The sequence below is a fragment of the Agromyces sp. NSFZ genome (genome assembly GCF_056156205.1).
In genome coordinates this window covers 4,246,573-4,264,289 of sequence record NZ_CM149585.1, presented here as the reverse complement: position 1 = coordinate 4,264,289, position 17,717 = coordinate 4,246,573, and the positions used below count along the sequence as shown (strand labels likewise).

Genomic DNA, 17,717 nt, shown 5'->3' with positions numbered 1-17,717 from the left:
CGTTCCCCGCATTCGCTCAGGTGCCGTCGTGTGCCGCTCATCGATCCCCCGATCGACGCAGCAAGCGGCGCGAGACGAAGTGTTCACAGCGTTATCCACGCCCTGTTGGCAGATTCGGGAAGAGGCCCGAGATTCCGCGTGCCAGGCTGGGGATAACTGGTCTCACACGGTAGCGAATGTCGACCCCGGGGACAAATGCTCGAGGAGGGATTCGACACCGCGGGCGTGTCGATCCACAGGGGATGCGAAGGCGCGCGAGATACTGTCGTGTTTGCGCTATGGTCGGCGCGAGGTTCGCCTGGTTTGACCACACGACCTCGAGGCCGTAGTTTTAATAGGTTGACCCCAGCCCTTTGGGCACCCAGTTTTCCCGCCGGCGCATCCATCGCACCACGGCGCGGAGATCCGAAAGCCGGAGAAGAAGAATGAGCAAGCGTACCTTCCAGCCGAACAACCGTCGTCGCGCCAAGAAGCACGGCTTCCGTCTCCGCATGCGCACTCGCGCCGGCCGCGCCATCCTCTCGGCCCGCCGCGCCAAGGGGCGCACCGAACTCTCCGCCTAGTCGCTCGGTGCTCGCCAAAGCCAATCGCATCACGAGCGCCGACGACTATCGAGTCATCGTGCGCCGCGGTGCGAAGGTCGTCGGTGCCCACACCGTGAGCTACGTGCGCTCGCGGGAGTCGGGCACCGACGCACGCTTCGGCTTCATCGTCTCCAAGAAGGTCGGCATCGCCGTGCGCCGCAACCTGGTGCGCCGTCGTCTCAAGGCGGCCTGCCACGAAGCGCTCGCCGACGGCATCCGCGGCATCGATGTCGTGGTTCGTGCCCTGCCCGGCGCTGCCGAGGCCGCGTGGCCGACGCTCCGGGCCGAGGTGCTCGATGCGCTGCGTCGACGCGCGCCGAAGGCCCGTACCGTACTCGGGACTCCGAACGCATCGGGCGTCGCCGGCATCGCGAAGGGCGCCTGAGATGCGCAACCTCCTCTTCTTCCTGCTGCTGGTTCCTCGAAACCTCGGTGTGCTGCTGCTGCGCGCATACCGCGCGGTGATCTCCCCACTGTACGGCGACGTCTGCCGGTACTACCCCTCGTGCTCCGCCTACGGCCTTGGTTCGGTCCAGCAGCGCGGGCTCATCGTCGGCTCGGTGCTGACCGCCTGGCGCATCCTGCGGTGCAACCCCTGGACGGCGGGCGGCATCGATGACGTCCGACCCGCTCGTCACCATCGGTACGCCGTCACCACGTTCGGCTGGGTGGTACCCGCCGGCATGTTCCCCAAGGCCGAAGCGGATGCCACGGCCGCACGTCTGGCGCATCAGCGCGCGCACGACCTGATCGACGTCGCACCCACGATCTCCTCCCCCACCCTGTCCCGAAAGGACTGACCCGCGCCCATGGACTTCATCGGTCTGATCCTCTGGCCCATCAAATGGGTCATCGAGCTGATCCTCGTCTCGTTCCACTCGATGTGGACGTTCTTCGGACTCGACGGCGACGCCGGCGTCACGTGGGTGCTCTCCATCGTCGGTCTCGTCATCGTGGTGCGTGCGGCGCTGATCCCGATCTTCGTCCGGCAGATCAAGAGCCAGCGGCGGATGCTCGAAGTCGCGCCGCAGTTGAAGAAGATCCAGGACAAGTACAAGGGCAAGAAGGACCAGTTCTCCCGCGAGGCCATGTCCCGAGAGACCATGGACCTCTACAAGCGCACCGGTACGAACCCGCTGTCGTCGTGTCTCCCGCTCCTGCTGCAGATGCCGATCTTCTTCGGCCTCTTCTCGGTGCTCAACGACGCGTCGGTGAAGGACCAGGCCGGTGTCGGCGCGATGAGCCAGGAGCTCGCCGACTCGTTCGCCAACGCGGTGTTCCTCGGCGCTCCGCTGAACTCGACCTTCATCAACGCGATGAACGCCGGCGGACCATGGCAGGTCATGGTCGTCGCCGCCGTGATGATCGTGCTGATGACGGCCTCGCAGTTCATCACGCAGCTGCAGATCGTTTCGAAGAACATGTCGCCCGAGACCAAGGCGAGCCCCATGTTCCGGCAGCAGCGAATCCTCCTGTACCTTCTCCCCCTGGTCTTCGCCTTCTCGGGTGTCGCCTTCCCGCTCGGCGTGATGTTCTACTGGCTCGTGTCGAACTTCTGGACCATGGGTCAGCAGTTCGTCGTGATCCGCAACATGCCGACGCCGGGCAGCGAGGCCGCCCGCGCTCGTGAGGCTCGCCTCGCGAAGAAAGGCAAGCTCGTCGTCGAGGAGAAGCACGAGGGCGCGATCGCCGTCGAGGAACCGAAGAAGACCCAGCGCCAGCAGCCGATCAGCAAGGCGCGCTCGAAGAAGCAGGGCGGGAAGTAACCCATGACGAACGTGCACCACGACGAGGACCGCTCGGTCGCCCAACTCGAAGAAGAAGGCGACATCGCCGCGGACTACATCGAGGAACTCCTCGACATCTGCGACCTCGACGGCGACATCGACATCGACGCACGCAACGGCCGCGCCTACATCTCCGTGAATGCGGGCGACGGAGCGAACCTCAACGTCCTGTCCAAGCCCGACACCGTGAGCGCGCTTCAGGAGCTCACGCGGCTCGCGGTCCAGACGAAGACAGGCGTGTTCTCCCGGCTGATCCTCGACATCGGCGGCTCACGTGACGCGCGCCGGGATGAGCTGTCGACGCTTGTCGCCCGGGCGATCGAGCGCATCGACGGCGGCGCTGCCGAGGCGGCCCTCCCCCCGATGTCGTCGTACGAGCGCAAGCTGGTGCATGACCTGGTGAGCGAGCACGGCTTCCACTCGGAGTCACGAGGCGAGGGCGCTGAGCGTCACACCGTGATCACGCGCGGGGCCTGACGTTTCACGTGAAACGATGACGGATCAACTCGAACCCGAGCCGCCCGTCGCGCAGCGGATCTTCGGCGAACACCTCGGCAAGGGTCGGCAGTTCACCGAGGCGCTCGCCCGACACGGTGAGGAGCTCGGCCTCATCGGACCGCTCGAGTTGCCGCGGCTGTGGACCCGGCACATCCTGAACAGCGCACTGGTGGCACCGCTGCTGAGGCCGGGTCGGGTCGGAGATATCGGTTCCGGTGCCGGGCTGCCTGGCCTCGTGCTGGCGATCCTGCGCCCGGATGTCTCGTTCACGCTCATCGAACCGATGGAGCGCCGGGTGGCCTGGCTCGAGTGCCAGGTCGCTGAGCTCGAACTCGACAACGTCGATGTCGTTCGCTCCCGGGCCGAGGAGGCGAAGCTGAAGGGCGCGATGGATCAGGTGACGGCGCGCGCGGTCAGCGCCCTGCGCACACTCATCCCCATCAGCGCACCCCTCGTGCGCGCCGGCGGCGAGCTCGTGCTCATGAAGGGCGCGGGCGTTGACGCCGAGATGGCGGCCGCCGAGAAGGCCATCCGCAAGTATCATCTGCACGACGTCGAGGTCGTGGTGCTCGGCGAGGGCCTGGTCGACGACGTCACCCGCGTCTTCCGCGCGACTGTCGGCTGAGTTCGCCGCGAGCGATCTGATCGCGCGACACGCAGAGGTCGGGCCATGTCGTTTCGGCGGCGCGGGCCGTTGTTGCAAAGGGCGCGAGAGCTGGTCGCGGCGCAGCGCCCGCGCCCGGTCGGCGTAGCACTGCGACAGATCCATTCGGCGGCGCGATGCGGTCCGTCACGAGCCCGAGCACTCTCGCCTCGAGCCACGGGAGCACCCGCGGACCTCGCTGCTGCTCTGCCATCAGGCGAAGGTTCGACGCGCGCTTTCACCACGTCGGGTACGCCGACCGGCCGATTGTGCGCCGGCGATCGCCGGTTGTCGTGTCGTCGGGTGCGGCGCCTCTTTCGGGGTGATGTTCCGAACTGCCGCGCGCGATACGGTCACTATCGGGGCCGGCCGTCCTGTGCCCGGGCTATCTCGGAGAGCCGCGTGTAATCGGGGCACTGCGAGACGTCGCGACTCGACGCCGATCTACGGTGCACGTCCTGGTCCAGCGAAGCGTGAGTGTTTCACGTGAAACGTTCGGGGTTGTTGCGACCGCACGAACTGGGGGCCCATGCCGCTTTCATCCGGGTGGGGCGGGCACACAGGAGCCCGAGGTGACAGCCACGTCAGACCATGCCGTTCCCTGCGTTGGCGGTCCCGAGATGTTTCACGTGAGACAGTGCCCGGGGGACATCGGCTCGTGGCCGGTGCAGTGGCGGTGACGGCGACAGGACGACGGCGTCCGAGCGGGGCCGTGCGAGTCATGCGAGATGGGCACAGGCGACCCGATCGGTGCCGGGTACCGCCCTCGGATTCGACGCCGAGGAGGCGTGCATCAGTACTGCCGGTTGTGCGTGTGCAATCCCTGTGCACTGAGTCGATCGATGGCCGCGGTGAGGGGACGCGAGCTTCATGACGTGGCGCCGTAGTCCAGCGAGTCGACCTGACGTGCCGGGATGCTGGGCCGCGGCTGCGGCGGAGCATGCGGACTCCCAAAGCTCTGCGATGAGGTGCTGAACGCCGCCGACGGCGTCCGGCACCGTGGCACCTGTGCGCGAACGCCCGGGTCGGCGCCGCACACCGCCGTCGACTCGATGGATGCTCCGAGTTTGGCCAGCCGAACTGCGCCGTTGACGGCGGTGGAGTGCCCCGATGCCCTTCCATGCGGTCCTCTCAGTGAGTCGGGCTCATGCGGAACGATCGACGTCAGTGAGCGCGCGCAGCCCGCGATGATCCTGACGACTCGCGACGATCGGACCCGACGCGGAGTCCGTCGTGCTCGACGCGGTTCATTCGCATCCACTCCTCGCCTCCCGGAGCGCATGAAGCGCACAGGCCCACTCGAACCCACACGAGTGGCCGGTGCGTACCGGAAGGGATCGCCCCACCTGCGGCCCACGGCGCTCCCCGACCGACCCGCCACGGCCACACGTGCGCACGCAGCACATCCTCTCGGGCGCCTGTGATCGCGAATGGCCCGAGGTGACGGCGTGAATCGTCATCGCGTCGACCAGTGGGGCTGCACCGCCGCCGGCTCACCGAGCCGTCTCGACCTGCTGGCCGGTGCGCGGCGTTCGTGCGGCGCACGTCGCTCCGAGTGCCGCGACTGGAATCACCGCCGGCTGCGCCCCTGCTTCGTTCCTGCTCGTGGATCGTCGAGAGCATATTCGGGCCGGTCTCCTAATCCATCCATTGCGGATTCTCGGATGGTTCAGCTACGTGCGGCAGTCGAGCAAGGCCAGATCGCGGGGGCGTCCGACATCGATGGAGGCTTCGTTCCGCCATCCGCGTTCTGCCCGGTGCACGACCGCGGCCTCACTTCCGAGGGTGACACGCTCGACCGTGCATCACGCGCCGCCGCGAGACCCCGCCGCCCACTCGCGGGCCGAGCCGGTCGTCAGAGAGCGGTGACCGCGAATCGCTGCAGGGCGAGGGCGGTTTCCGAGACCACGCCCGCGACCGTGTCCTCAAGCCGCCCCCCGCACACTCAGCATCGGACCGCGCTCCGCAGCGGCGCCCGCCCCATACTCGCTGTATGCACGAGATCGCCGTGAGCTCAGGTCGACACCTCGGTCCATCGACGGCGGCGAGGCGGCGTGGGCGGCAGTATCTTCACCGATCTCAGCATGCCCGTACCAGCAGTTCACTCGACCCCACTCGGATCGCTCCCCGTTCCGTCTGCGCTCCGCCGGTCGCGCAGGGCCGAGCTCGCGTTGGGCAGCGACGGCGAGGCCGCGGCGCGACGGCGTCCGGGGACACCGACCCTGGTCGACCGACGCCCGTGCCATGCTCTCAAGCGAGGGTGCGCGCAACTCCCCCGGGCCGTGTCAACTCCGGGATGCATGTTCGCCGACCCGTACCGGGTCCATTCACGTCGACCTACCTGCGCGATCCCCCGACCGAACCCCCCCGCGGTCCTGCGCGGCACTCCGCCGACCGTCGGTTCGTCCGTCGATGGCATCGCGTGCGGGCTGCCGCCGCGATCAACTTCCGTCCCTGTCGCCGTAGCCGGGTTGACGCGGCGTCTCGCTCGCGCGCGCGCCCGACGCTGGATACAGCGCGTGCCGGATGCGCGCAGGCACGTGCGGGTTCGGCAGGGGAAACCCCCACGCGTAGGTGGCGCCAACGTTTCACGTGAAACATTTCCAAGGAGCGGTCCGACGCGACCACCCTGAGACCACCCATGGCATCGCGATCAGAACAACACCGCTCCCGAAAACATCCTCACCCGTCCTCCACAGCACGAATCTCGGGCGAGGATCAGCATCTCCGCGCCCAACTGCTTCTGCCGTCGCTGGTGCCGGTTAGGCTTGAGTCTCGGATCGGCCGAGCCCCATCGACCGATGCGCGACACGACGATCGGGCGGGAGCTGTGGCAGATGGCACAGGGCGGAGGACGCGGATGGTTTCATCGCAAGCGTCATCAGCCCGACGCCGACGAGATCGGCACCACTCACATCAGCTCAGATCGAGCCGAACTCCAGGCTGCTCGCGAACAACTCGAGAGTCGTCCGGCCCCCACGCCGCCGTCGATGGCCGTGGATGACCCCGCGCAGTGGAGTCCGGAGGCTCGAGGGATCGTGCCGGTGACCCAACACGCAGGCGATACCCCAGGCAGATCCGAGAGCGCCGCCGCGGCGTCGAATCCGGCGCCGTCGAGCGAGCGCGGGCCTGAGCCGGCCGCCGCGTCGGGGCCCGAGCTGCACACACTGAGGCCCGCCGACGCTCCCTCGATCGAGGAGCCGAGTGAGCCGACTCATCCGTCGATCGCCGCACATGTCAGCTGGCCGACGCATCCCTCGAGTGCGAGCATCGACTGGGATGCGGCAACCGCGGCCGCCCTCACCGACGAGTCCGAACCACTGGACACCGTTGGTGGTTCACGACCAGCCTCGGGATCCACAGCCGACCGGCTCCTCGAGGACATCATTCGCGAGATCGTCGGTGACGCGGCGGCGGACACCGTCTCCGCGCTTCAGCCGACTCGCACGACGACGCAGGCCGAGCCCCCTCCTGCCTCCCCAGCTGCGCCAGTTCAGGCCGCCGTCGGTTCGCCCGATGTCACTCCCACCGGTGAGGAGCCACCGCAGGGCACACCGGTCGAGATGCGGGCAACGACAGAACACGAAGCGGATGAAGAAGTGGCGCAGGGCACGCCCGGCAGCAACGGATCGGTCCCTCACGCTTCCACGTCCGTCGCCACCGCGGTCGAGCGACAAGCAGCTGAGCGCGACGCCGGTGCTGAGGGTGCGACTTCGATGGCGAGCGAGAAGTCGGTCGACCCAGCATCGATGGGCGTGATGGCCGAGGGGCAGATCACCACGGCGTCCCCTGTTCGCACTCCGGACGTTGACGAGCGACCCGCGATGGGTGCGTCCGACGGTGGTCCGATGGCCGCACGACCGACTTCAAAGCAGGCACTCACGACACAGCCGGACGCCGACTCGGTCGACGCGGACCCGCACCGAACGCCACCTGACCACGTCGAGCAGGTGCCTGATTCAACCGACGAGGCCGTCGGCCCACGGCCCTTGAACGCGCCATGGCCCGCCGAGGCCTCAATTGCTGCAACCACGACCGGTGAGGGTGTCGACGTTTCACGTGAAACGATCGCCCGCCCACCGGCGCCCACCGTTTCACGTGAAACGGCACCCGAGTACGGAGGAACTCCCCTGGCCGATCAACTTGCCGACGAGACTCGCCGGCGTCTCGCGCTTGATGAAGCCGTGTTACCCCTGCCCAAGGAAACACGCATCTTCACCATCTCGAACCAGAAGGGTGGCGTCGGCAAGACCACTTCGGCCGTGAACCTCGCTGCCGCATTGGCCCGCTCCGGGGCACACGTGCTCGTCGTCGATCTTGATCCCCAAGGCAACGCCTCGACGGCGCTCGGGGTCGACCACCGGTCGGATCAGCAGAGTGTCTACGACGTGCTCGTCGCCGACCTGCCGCTCGCCAGCGTGGTGCGTCCGTCGACCGAGCACGAGCGCCTCGACTGCGTCCCGGCAACGATCCACCTCGCCGGGGCCGAGATCGAATTGGTTTCGCTCGTCGCTCGCGAGCAGCGCCTTCGGCGTGCGCTCGACACCCACCTCGCCGCAATGGAAGATCCGTACGACTACGTCTTCATCGACTGCCCGCCGTCGCTGGGACTGCTCACGATCAACGCCTTCGTCGCCGCCCGCGAGGTGCTGATTCCGATCCAGTGCGAGTACTACGCGCTCGAGGGTCTCTCGCAACTGCTGAGCAATATCGAGCTGATCGAGAAGCACCTGAACCCCGAGTTGCGCCTCACCACGATCCTGCTCACGATGTACGACTCCCGCACCAACCTCGCCCAACAGGTTGCACAAGAGGTGCGCGACCACTTCCCCACCCAGACGCTCGACACGATCATCCCCCGATCCGTCCGCGTGTCCGAGGCACCCAGCTACGGGCAGAGCGTAATCAGCTACGACTTCGGCTCGACGGGGTCGTTGTCCTACCGTGAGGCGGCTGCGGAGATCGCCCACCGGTACGTCTCCCACCCGAAGGAACTCTCGAATGGCAACTAAACGAACCGGACTCGGCCGCGGCATCGGCGCGTTGATCCCGAGCGGTGACGACGCGAGTCGGCCTGTACGACCCGTCGACGTATTCTTCCCGGATGCCGAATCGACCCCCGCCACGGCGATCGCCGCGGTGGAACAGGCGGCCACCGCCGAGGGCCTGATCACCGTGCCGGGCGCGCGACTCGCGCGGCTCGACCCCAACGACATCGTCCCCAACGCGCAGCAACCCCGGAGTGTCTTCGACCCCGAGGACCTCGCCGAACTGGTGCACTCCATCCGAGAGTTCGGCGTTCTGCAGCCGATCGTGGTACGCCCGCATCCGACCGAGCCCGGTAAGTACGAGTTGGTCATGGGCGAGCGTCGACTGCGCGCCACCAAGGAGGCGGGACTCGACACCATCCCGGCCGTCGTCAAGGACACGGCTGACGAAGCGATGCTGCGCGACGCGCTCCTCGAGAACCTCCACCGGTCGCAACTCAACCCGCTTGAAGAGGCATCGGCCTACCAGCAGTTGCTCTCCGACTTCGGCATCACCCAGGAGGAACTCGCGTCCCGCATCGGGCGCTCGCGGCCGCAGGTGACGAACACGCTTCGCCTGCTGCGCCTGCCCGAGGCGGTGCAGTTGCGTGTCGCGGCCGGCGTGCTCAGCGCGGGCCACGCGCGTGCGATCCTCTCGATCGGCGACGATCCCGAGGAGATGCAGCGGTTCGCCGACAAGATCGTCAATGAGGAACTGTCGGTGCGCGCGGCCGAGGCGCTGGCGACGAGCACTCCGAAACCGTCGCGCACCAAGCCGGCCGCCGGGAAACGTCAGGACTTCCTCGACGACCTCGCCGGCCGACTCGGCGACCGACTCAACACCCGCGTTCGGATCGCACTCGGGGCCCGAAAAGGCCAGATCAGCATCGATTTCGCAACCGTTCAGGACCTCCGCCGCATCCTCGTGGATCTCGGCGAGGAACTCGAGGGCGTGTGAGCACTCCAGCCCCGCAGAATGGTTCCTGACGAACCGAAACGCCCGGGTTCACGTGTCCGTGAGCCCGGGCGGTGCACTTGAGGGCCTGGGGATATCCGGTTGAGGTCAGCTCCGCGAAGCGACCGCGCGCACGAGTCCGCCATACACCGAAGCGGCATCCGTCTGTGACGCCTCGATCGCGAGCGGTACGAGCGACGTCTCGGTGAGCCCGGGGATGACATTGGCCTCGAGGAACCAGGGCACGCCCTCCTCGTCCACGATGAAGTCGACGCGTGAGAGGTCTCGGAGCCCGAGCGTCCGATGCGCGAGCACCGCGGCATCCGACACCCGTGCCGAGATCTCGTCACTCAGGCGCGAAGGCGCGTAGAACGTGGTCTCCCCCGCGTTGTAGCGGGCCTGGAATCCGTACACCCCGTCGGTCGGCTCGATCTCGACGGGGACGAGGGCGCGCGGGCCCTCACCGAGGTCGACCACGGCGACGGCGATCTCCGTGCCGACGACCCGGCGCTCCACCACCGCGACCTCGTCATAGGTGAACGCCTCCACCATGGCGCGAGGCAGGTCGTTCGGGTCGCCGACGATGGTGACCCCCTGCGCGGACCCGCCCGATCCCGGCTTCACCACGAGGTCGCCCTCGAGAGCCCCGCGCACCACCCGCAACACGCTCGCCGCTCCGAGCTCGCGGAATGCCTCATGCGAGAGGACGATCGATTCGGGAACCGCGATACCGGCCTCAGCCACGAGCGAACTGGCGACGGGCTTCGACCACGCCCGCCGCGCGGCGGACCCTGTCGACCCGACCGTGGGCACGGCGAGTGCGCGAAGCAGATCGAGCAGCGAGCCGTCCTCCCCACTCGACCCGTGCAGGGCGGGGAACACCACGTCGGGCCGCTCGTGCGCGAGGAACGGAAGCAGCCCGGCATCGGGATCGCGAAGTTCGACCCGGTGGCCTGCCTCGCTCAGCGCGTCGGCCACGCGTCGGCCCGAGCGCAGCGAGACATCGCGCTCGTGCGAGATACCGCCCGCCAGCACGACGACGTAGAGTCCATTGGAATCGCTCATGATCTGGGAGTTCTCCTCTACTTGAGGTCGGAAGGCGGAGCGGACTCGTAACCGGAGCTCGGGGGCAGCTGCAGGGAGCCGGTGCCAGCGAAGGTGTCGAGCAGGTCGAGTTCGCCATTGACCACGGTGGCGAGCCGACGGATGCCCACCCGGATGGCTTCGGGCGTCGGGTAGCAGAACGACAATCGCATGGCGTGCCGACCGCGGCCGTCGGCGAAGAAGGCGGTGCCAGGCGTGTACGCCACCAGCTCACGTACCGCGCGAGGCAGCATCTGCTTCGAGTCGAGCACATCGGGCATCGTGACCCAGACGTAGAAGCCGCCGTTGGGGTTGGTCCAGCTGAGCTGCGGCAGGTACTCCCCCAGCGCTTCGATCATCGCGTCCTTGCGCTCGCGGTACACGCCCCGGAACGTGTCGATCTGCGCGCGCCAGTCGGTCGTCGAGAGGTACTCCGACACGACGAGCTGGCTGAACGAGCTCGGCGAGAGGATGGCCGACTCGGCCGCGAGGATGAGCTTCTCGCGAATCGCATGGGGCGCGAGCGCCCACCCGACCCGGAACCCGGGCGCGAGCGTCTTCGAGAAGGAACCGAGGTAGATCACACCCTCTTCGTCGAGTGAGCGCAGCGCATCCGGTGCCGGTTCGTCGAAGTGGAGCAGGCCGTACGGGTTGTCCTCGAGCACGAGGATCTCGTTGCTGCGACAGATCTCGAGGATCTCCGGCCGACGCTCCGCAGAGAGCGTCACGCCCGCCGGGTTGTGGAAGTTGGGGATCGTGTACAGGAACTTGATGCGCCGGCCCTGGCCACGCAGGTGTGCGATGGTCTGGCGGAGGGCCTCGGGAATGAGTCCGTGCTCGTCCATCGCCACGTGCACCACGCTCGCCTGATACGAACGGAAGACGCCCATAGCACCGACGTAGCTCGGCGCCTCGGCGAGGATCACATCGCCCGGATCGATGAAGAGCTTCGCGACGAGGTCGAGCGCCTGCTGTGAACCGGTCGCGGTCACGACGTTGTCGACGGTGCCGCGGATGCCCTCGAGCGCCATCACCTCGAGGATGTGCTCACGCAGTGCGGGGATCCCCTGTCCCGACCCGTACTGAAGGGCCACCGGGCCCTGCTCGCGCATGACGCGCTCCATCGACGAGACGATGAGCTCCTGGGGAAGTGCGGAGACGAACGGCATGCCGCCGGCGAGCGACACCACCTCCGGGCGGGAGGCGACGGCGAAGAGAGCTCGGACTTCTGAGGCGGCGAGCCCGGCGGCTCGCTCGGCGTAGTTCGCGTACCAGGGGTCGAGATTGTTACCGGTCCGCTGGGGGACGCCGTCAGAGGTCACATCGCTTCCGTTCTGCTCAGGATATTCATGCTAGTTGCTGGGTTCGGCGGTCCCTGTTCCGTGACGACGAGCGGCCGCCGACGGCGAAGACCCGCCGCGGCCCCCGAACGGCGAAGACCCGCCGCGGCCCCCGAACGACGAAGACCCGCCGCGGCCCCCGAACGACGAAGACCCGCCCGGTCGGAACCGGACGGGTCTTCGGAATCGCGAGGTCGCCGGCTACGAGATGAAGGCGGCGAGGTCGGCCTCGAGGGCGGGCTTCGGCTTGGCGCCGATGACGGTCTTCACGACCTCGCCCTTCTCGAACACCTTGAACGCGGGAATCGCGGTGATCTGGTACTTCATCGCGAGGTTCGGGTTCTCATCGACGTTGAGCTTGACGATGTCGAGCTTGTCGGAGTGCTCGGTCGCGATCTGGTCGAGGATCGGGCTCACGGCGCGACACGGGCCGCACCACTCGGCCCAGAAGTCCACGAGGACGGCCTTGTCGTTGTTGAGGACTTCCTGCTCGAAGGTGGCCTCGGTCACTGCGCGTGCAGTCATTGCGTTTCTCCTTTGGTGGACAGCGGATGCAGCGTCAGCGTCACTCGACGACGGCGAACTCGTTCTCGATCACGGCCTCGGCGGCGTTCTCGTTGCCGAGCGACGCGAGGTAGTGCTCGGCGTCGAGGGCGGCCGACGCACCCGTGCCCGCAGCGGTGATCGCCTGACGGTAGTGCGGGTCGATGACGTCGCCGGCGGCGAAGACACCGGGAACCGAGGTGCGCGTCGAGCGGCCCTCGACCGCGATGGTGCCCTCGGCGGTGAGCTCGAGCTTGCCGTGCACGAGGTGCGTGCGCGGGTCGTTGCCGATCGCGACGAACAGGCCGTCGAGGTCGAGACCCCGCACCTCACCCGTGACGGTGTCGCGGAGGCTGACGCCGTTGACCTGGGTGTCGCCGTGGATCGCGGTGACCTCGGCGTTCCAGATGAACTCGATCTTGGGGTTGTCGAAGGCGCGCTGCTGCATGATCTTCGACGCCTTGAGCGCGTCGCGACGGTGGATCACGTACACCTTGTCGGCGAAGCGGGTGAGGAAGGTCGCCTCCTCCATCGCCGAGTCACCGCCACCGACGACGGCGATCGTCTTCTGGCGGAAGAAGAAGCCATCGCAGGTGGCGCACCACGAGAGGCCGTGCCCGGAGAGGACCTCCTCCTCGGGGAGGCCGAGCTTGCGGTAGGCGGAGCCGGTCGCGTAGACGATCGCACGCGCCTCCTCGACGCCGCCGTTGCCGAGCTTCACGCGCTTGACCGGTCCGTCGAGCTCGAGCTCGATGACGTCGTCGTACACGACCTCGGTGCCGAAGCGCTCGGCCTGGGCCTGGAACTTCGCCATCAGGTCGGGACCCATGATGCCGTCGGGGAAGCCGGGATAGTTCTCGACCTCGGTCGTGTTCATGAGCTCGCCGCCGATCTCGACCGAGCTGGCGATGAGCAGGGGCTTCAGCTCAGCGCGCGCGGCGTAGATCGCCGCCGAGAATCCGGCGGGACCCGATCCGATGATGATGATGTCGCGCAAGGCCACTCCTCTGATCACTGCCTTCCATCGGGCAGTCCGTGCTGACGGATGCCACGACATGGTGAACACAGTCTAGGCGGCGCGTATTCCGGCGCCCTGTCTCAGCGTCGGCGGGTGACGCGGTCGAGCAGAGGCCCCGCGAAGCCCTGGAGTTCGGGTGAGCGGATCAGCCAGAGCACGCCGAAGTACACGATCGACATCGCTCCGCCGATGGCGACCATGGAGACGACCGCTGCCACGATGCCCGACATCGCGAAGCCCGTGCTCGACAGGCCGCCGAGGGCGACCAGCACGACGAAGCCCACGACGAGACTCGGCACGGCGGCGATCGCGTAGCGGCCGAAACTCGAGGCGATGCGCCAGCCGTCGAGCTCGCCGAGCTTGCGACGCAGCAGCAGCGTCGCGAGCACTGTCTGCGCCAGGCAGGCGGCCGAGGTGAGGAACGCGATGCCCATGGCGATCCAGTCGATGGCGACGTTGACGAGCAGGAGCGCGCCCGAGCTGAACAGCACCACCTGGAACAGTGTGAAGAAGAAGGGCGTCTTCGTGTCGCCGAGTGCGTAGAACGCGCGTTGCACGATGAACAGGAAGCTGAACGGCACGAGCCCGACGACGTAGGCCGCGATGACGTTGCCGAATGCGAGACGGGAGTCGAACGACGCCTGGCCCGTGAACACCGTCGCGAACGGATAGGCGCACATCGCGAGCACGATCGCGGCCAGCACGATGATCAGGCTCACCCCGCGGATGGCGCTCGAGACATCCGTTCGCACCTTGTCGGTGTCGCCCACCGAGGCGTGCTCGCTCATCCGCGTGAAGTAGGCCGTCGCGATCGACACCGTGATCACGGAGTGCGGCAGCATGAAGATGAGCCACGCGTTGCCGAGTGCGGCGACGGAGGCTCCCTGACCGGACGCGATGCCGACGACGTTCGTCTCGACGATGCCCGCGAAGGTCGTGAGCAGGAGCATCCCGAACGTCCACGACGCCATGCGGCCGGCATCGCGGAGACCCACCCCGCGCCAACGGAAGTCGGGACGATACCGGAGGCCGATGCGGCGCCAGAACCAGAACAGCACGACCGCCTGCACCGCGATGCCGAGCGTCGCCGAGCCGGCGAGGAGGGCGATCATCGGGAAATCCCACGCTCCGGGCGAACGCTCACCGTTGGGGTCGGCACCGTACAGGGCCATGAACACGACGAGGCCGGCGATGGCGACGAGGTTGTTCAGCACCGGCACCCAGGTGAACGGGCCGAACGACCGGCGTGCGTTCAGCACCTCGCCGAGCAGCGTGTAGAGGCCGTAGAAGAAGATCTGCGGCAGGCACCAGTAGGCGAAGATGGTGGCGAGGTCGCGGGTCTCCGACGAGAGCTGCGTGCCGTAGAGCAGCGTGAACAGCGGTGCGGCGAGCGTTGCGGCCACGGTGGCCAGGGCCAGCAGCACCAGCGACAGGGTCAGGAGTCGGTTGATGTAGGCGTGGCCGCCGTCGTCGTGCAGGCCGGCGCGCACGATCTGCGGCACCAGCACGGCACTCAGCACGCCGCCGGCGACCACGACGTAGATGGTGTTCGGCAGCTGGTTCGCGACCGCGAACGCGTCGGCGCTTCCGCTGCCCACGAGGCCGATCACGTTCGCCAGCACGATGGCCTTCACGAAGCCGAGCACGCGGGACACGATCGTGCCGGACGCGAGGAAGAGGCTCGCGCGCCCGATGCCGTCACCCACGCGTACCGTCCTCGGTCTCGGCGTCGGCGGCCCGAGTGGCGGGTTCCTGCCGCGCCTCCGCCGGTGCCGCATCGACTCCGGATGCCTCGGCGTCGACTCCGGATGCCTCGGCGTCGACTCCGGATGCCTCGGCGTCGTCGGCGGATGCCTCGGCGTCGGCGGCGGCGGAGGCATCCGTAGCCGCTTCCGCTCGAGCACGCCGACGGCGACGGATGTTGCGCCAGATGCCGATGCCGAACACGAGCACCACGATGGTCGCGAGGATGGCCGCCCCGAGTCCCTCCCAGTCGGCCTGCACGTTCGCGGGGATCGTCACGGGCGTGCCGATGGGGACGCCCGTCGGTGAGGTGAGGGACACCACGAGCGAGACGTCGCCGTTGCCGACGCCGGCTGCGACCGGGACGCTCACGGTGCTGCGCGACTCGGGGCCGACCGTGACCTGGACGCGATCCGAGACGATGAGGCGGCCGTTGGAGGGCTCCACCTCGACGAGCACCGTGACGGGATACGGCAGGGCGTTGTCGATGGTGGTGGGCACGCCGGTCTCGGTGGAGACCACGTTGATGGGGCTCGACGGCACGACGGAGACCGAGCTGACGATGCCGCGCTGCTGGCTGAACCACTCCCCGGCTGCGGCACTCCAGGTATCGCCCTGCTGGAGCCAGGCGACGCCGAGGATCGACAGCAGGTCTCGTCGCGCGGGCGCCGTGACGAGGTCGGGTTCGGCGAGCACGCTGGAGAAGGCGGCGACATCGGCTTCGACCGCGATCATGCGCGCGACCGTGGACCGCCGGTCGGTGGCCTCCGCCCCGTCGACGAGGGTGCGCGGCTCGGGCGGCGCGCCGATCGCATCGGCGAGCCCGGCGAGCGTCGACCAGCGTGAGCCCTCGACCTCGTCGATCACGGCCGACATGCGGTCGGCGACAGCAGGCGCACCGCGGTCGAACGTCGCCAGCACCGTGGTGCGCGCCCCTTCCGCGTCGAGCGCGAGTTCGGCGAGCAGCCGGCCGGTCGCGGCCCGCCACTCGGCCTCCGTCTGCGCGTGTGCCGCCGCCCGGAGCGGGCCGGTGAGGCCGGCGTCGGCGACGAGCGCCGTCGACCCGTCGATGAGTGCCGATGCCGACGAGATGCCGTCGGCGGGCTCGACGTTCGTGGGTGCGAGCACGGTGGTCGTGAGTCCGGATGCGGCGAGGTAGGCGAGATCACCCGCAGCGACGGTGTCGTCGGCCGGCCAGGCGAGGTCGGTGCGGGTGTACGGCCAGTCGAGGAGTTCCTCGGTGGTGGGGACGGCGTCGGGGGTCTGCGGCTCGGTCGGCGGAGCCGTGGGCTCGGCTGTGTCGGCGGCGCCGTCGGCGTCCCCTGCGTCGTCGACTCCGGCATCGCCGGCGCCGTCGCCTCCGGCGGGCGCGGTGAAGTTCGCCGGATCCATCACGTCGGCGAACGTGGTCGGCTCGAGGAGAGCCGGCAGGCCGATCTGCGACTGCACGGCCAGGTCGGCATCCGCGTAGGCGAGCGGGAAGATCTCGTTGGTGAGCGTGGCCAGTCGCTGCAGCCACGCCGTGGCGGAGGCGGGCGCACTCGTGCCGAGCACTCGGATCGAGGTGACGATGCGCGGGTCGAGCCCGATGGCCACGCGTCGGCCCGCCAGGGCGTCGAGCTGGCGTGTGAGCAGGCCGGTGGGGCCGGTCCAGTTCTCCAGCTGCTCGGCCGTGATGATGCCCGTCGTGTCATCGGCCACGGGAACCGTGAGGGGTGCGATGAGCGCGACCGCCACGGAGCCCGTCGTCGGTACGTCGGCGTTCGGGTAGGCATCGGTACCGACCGCCACCACGGCGTCGCCCACCACGAGCTCGGCGCCGAGCCCGATGATCGGGGATCCGGCGAGGTCGGCGAGCTGCTCCGGCGGGATCGTGAAGGACACGAGCGCGGTACCGCCCGCACTGACCGCGCGGGCCTCGCCCTCGGCGAGCGTGGCGGCCGTATCGCGGAGCCCGGCACCGTCGCCCGCCGCACCGCCGGTCTCGAGCCAGTCGGCGAGCTCGTCCTCGTCGTCGATGGAGTCGTCGGACCGAACCAGTCGCAGCACGCCGGCGGCGAGCCCCTCGCCCGTCGCGTTCTCGATCTCGACCGACACGGTGACCGGACCGGCCAGTGACACGCTCGTCGAGATCGTCGGCGTGACGCGGAGGCTGAGTCCCTCGTCTTCGGCGGTCGCCGACTGCGGCGTCGCCGAGCCCGCCGAGGTCACGACCTGAGGGTCGGGGTCGGCGCCCGCGCCCGCGAGGTTCAACACCGCCTGCAGGCCTGCGGGGTCGACGCCCGCGCTGGCGGCGATCGGAGCGGCGGCGACGCCGACGAGGGCGGCGATGCCGATGCCGACGACGATGGCACGGCCGCGCCGGCTCGAACGGGGAGTGGTGGAGCCGGCGCGGCGCGCAGGTCTCACCTCGGCCACCATGCAGGCGATTCTACGGCGTGGGCTCGGGGCATCCGCTCGACGTCCACAGCCACCCCGACACCTGCCCGCGCACGG

Annotated in this window: 14 protein-coding genes; 8 read left to right on the top strand and 6 right to left on the bottom strand. The window is 68.5% G+C overall.

Annotated elements, in window-relative coordinates; genetic code table 11:
• The first annotated feature begins 425 nt into the window (after positions 1–425).
• The 8 genes from rpmH (at position 426) to ACVFI9_RS20365 (ending at position 9,497) form a co-directional block, all read left to right on the top strand.
• A complete protein-coding gene (gene rpmH / locus ACVFI9_RS20400) occupies positions 426–563 on the top strand; it encodes a 50S ribosomal protein L34 (RefSeq protein ID WP_022889115.1) in 138 nt (45 codons plus the stop codon).
• Positions 564–570: 7 nt separating this feature from the next.
• Positions 571–969, top strand: a complete 399-nt coding sequence (gene rnpA, locus ACVFI9_RS20395) for a ribonuclease P protein component (protein WP_474763999.1) — start codon at positions 571–573, stop codon at positions 967–969.
• 1 nt (position 970) lies between these two features.
• Positions 971–1,384 (top strand): membrane protein insertion efficiency factor YidD, encoded by a 414-nt coding sequence (gene yidD / locus ACVFI9_RS20390; RefSeq protein WP_474763998.1) that lies wholly within the window; start codon positions 971–973, stop codon positions 1,382–1,384.
• 9 nt (positions 1,385–1,393) lie between these two features.
• Positions 1,394–2,350 carry a membrane protein insertase YidC gene (gene yidC, locus ACVFI9_RS20385; protein ID WP_474763997.1) on the top strand — a complete coding sequence of 319 codons (957 nt, stop codon included), beginning with the start codon at positions 1,394–1,396 and terminating at the stop codon, positions 2,348–2,350.
• A 3-nt stretch (positions 2,351–2,353) separates the two neighbouring features.
• Positions 2,354–2,848 carry a Jag family protein gene (locus ACVFI9_RS20380; protein WP_474763996.1) on the top strand — a complete coding sequence of 165 codons (495 nt, stop codon included), beginning with the start codon at positions 2,354–2,356 and terminating at the stop codon, positions 2,846–2,848.
• 16 nt (positions 2,849–2,864) lie between these two features.
• Positions 2,865–3,494, top strand: a complete 630-nt coding sequence (gene rsmG, locus ACVFI9_RS20375; RefSeq protein WP_474763995.1) for a 16S rRNA (guanine(527)-N(7))-methyltransferase RsmG — start codon at positions 2,865–2,867, stop codon at positions 3,492–3,494.
• Between the two features lie 4,085 nt (positions 3,495–7,579).
• Positions 7,580–8,524: a ParA family protein gene (locus tag ACVFI9_RS20370; protein WP_474766334.1), complete on the top strand. Its 945-nt coding sequence runs from the start codon at positions 7,580–7,582 to the stop codon at positions 8,522–8,524.
• Positions 8,514–9,497 carry a ParB/RepB/Spo0J family partition protein gene (locus tag ACVFI9_RS20365; RefSeq protein WP_474763994.1) on the top strand — a complete coding sequence of 328 codons (984 nt, stop codon included), beginning with the start codon at positions 8,514–8,516 and terminating at the stop codon, positions 9,495–9,497. The genes ACVFI9_RS20370 and ACVFI9_RS20365 overlap by 11 nt, the downstream gene beginning before the upstream one ends.
• A gap of 105 nt (positions 9,498–9,602) precedes the next feature.
• Here ACVFI9_RS20365 and ACVFI9_RS20360 read toward each other — a convergent pair whose 3' ends face one another.
• The 6 genes from ACVFI9_RS20360 to ACVFI9_RS20335 form a co-directional block, all read right to left on the bottom strand.
• Positions 9,603–10,559: a D-alanine--D-alanine ligase family protein gene (locus tag ACVFI9_RS20360; RefSeq protein ID WP_474763993.1), complete on the bottom strand. Its 957-nt coding sequence runs from the start codon at positions 10,557–10,559 to the stop codon at positions 9,603–9,605.
• A gap of 17 nt (positions 10,560–10,576) precedes the next feature.
• Positions 10,577–11,899, bottom strand: coding sequence for an aminotransferase-like domain-containing protein (locus ACVFI9_RS20355; RefSeq protein WP_474763992.1), 1,323 nt, complete (start codon positions 11,897–11,899; stop codon positions 10,577–10,579).
• A 219-nt stretch (positions 11,900–12,118) separates the two neighbouring features.
• Complete coding sequence (gene trxA, locus ACVFI9_RS20350; protein WP_474763991.1) at positions 12,119–12,442, bottom strand: thioredoxin; 324 nt, start codon at positions 12,440–12,442, stop codon at positions 12,119–12,121.
• A gap of 40 nt (positions 12,443–12,482) precedes the next feature.
• Complete coding sequence (trxB, locus tag ACVFI9_RS20345) at positions 12,483–13,457, bottom strand: thioredoxin-disulfide reductase (RefSeq protein WP_474763990.1); 975 nt, start codon at positions 13,455–13,457, stop codon at positions 12,483–12,485.
• Positions 13,458–13,558: 101 nt separating this feature from the next.
• Positions 13,559–15,184 carry a murein biosynthesis integral membrane protein MurJ gene (gene murJ, locus ACVFI9_RS20340; protein WP_474763989.1) on the bottom strand — a complete coding sequence of 542 codons (1,626 nt, stop codon included), beginning with the start codon at positions 15,182–15,184 and terminating at the stop codon, positions 13,559–13,561.
• The gene (locus ACVFI9_RS20335) at positions 15,177–17,642 is read right to left on the bottom strand and encodes a DUF6049 family protein (RefSeq protein ID WP_474763988.1); all 2,466 of its coding nucleotides are present in this window, start codon (positions 17,640–17,642) and stop codon (positions 15,177–15,179) included. The genes murJ and ACVFI9_RS20335 overlap by 8 nt, the downstream gene beginning before the upstream one ends.
• Positions 17,643–17,717: the final 75 nt, after the last annotated feature.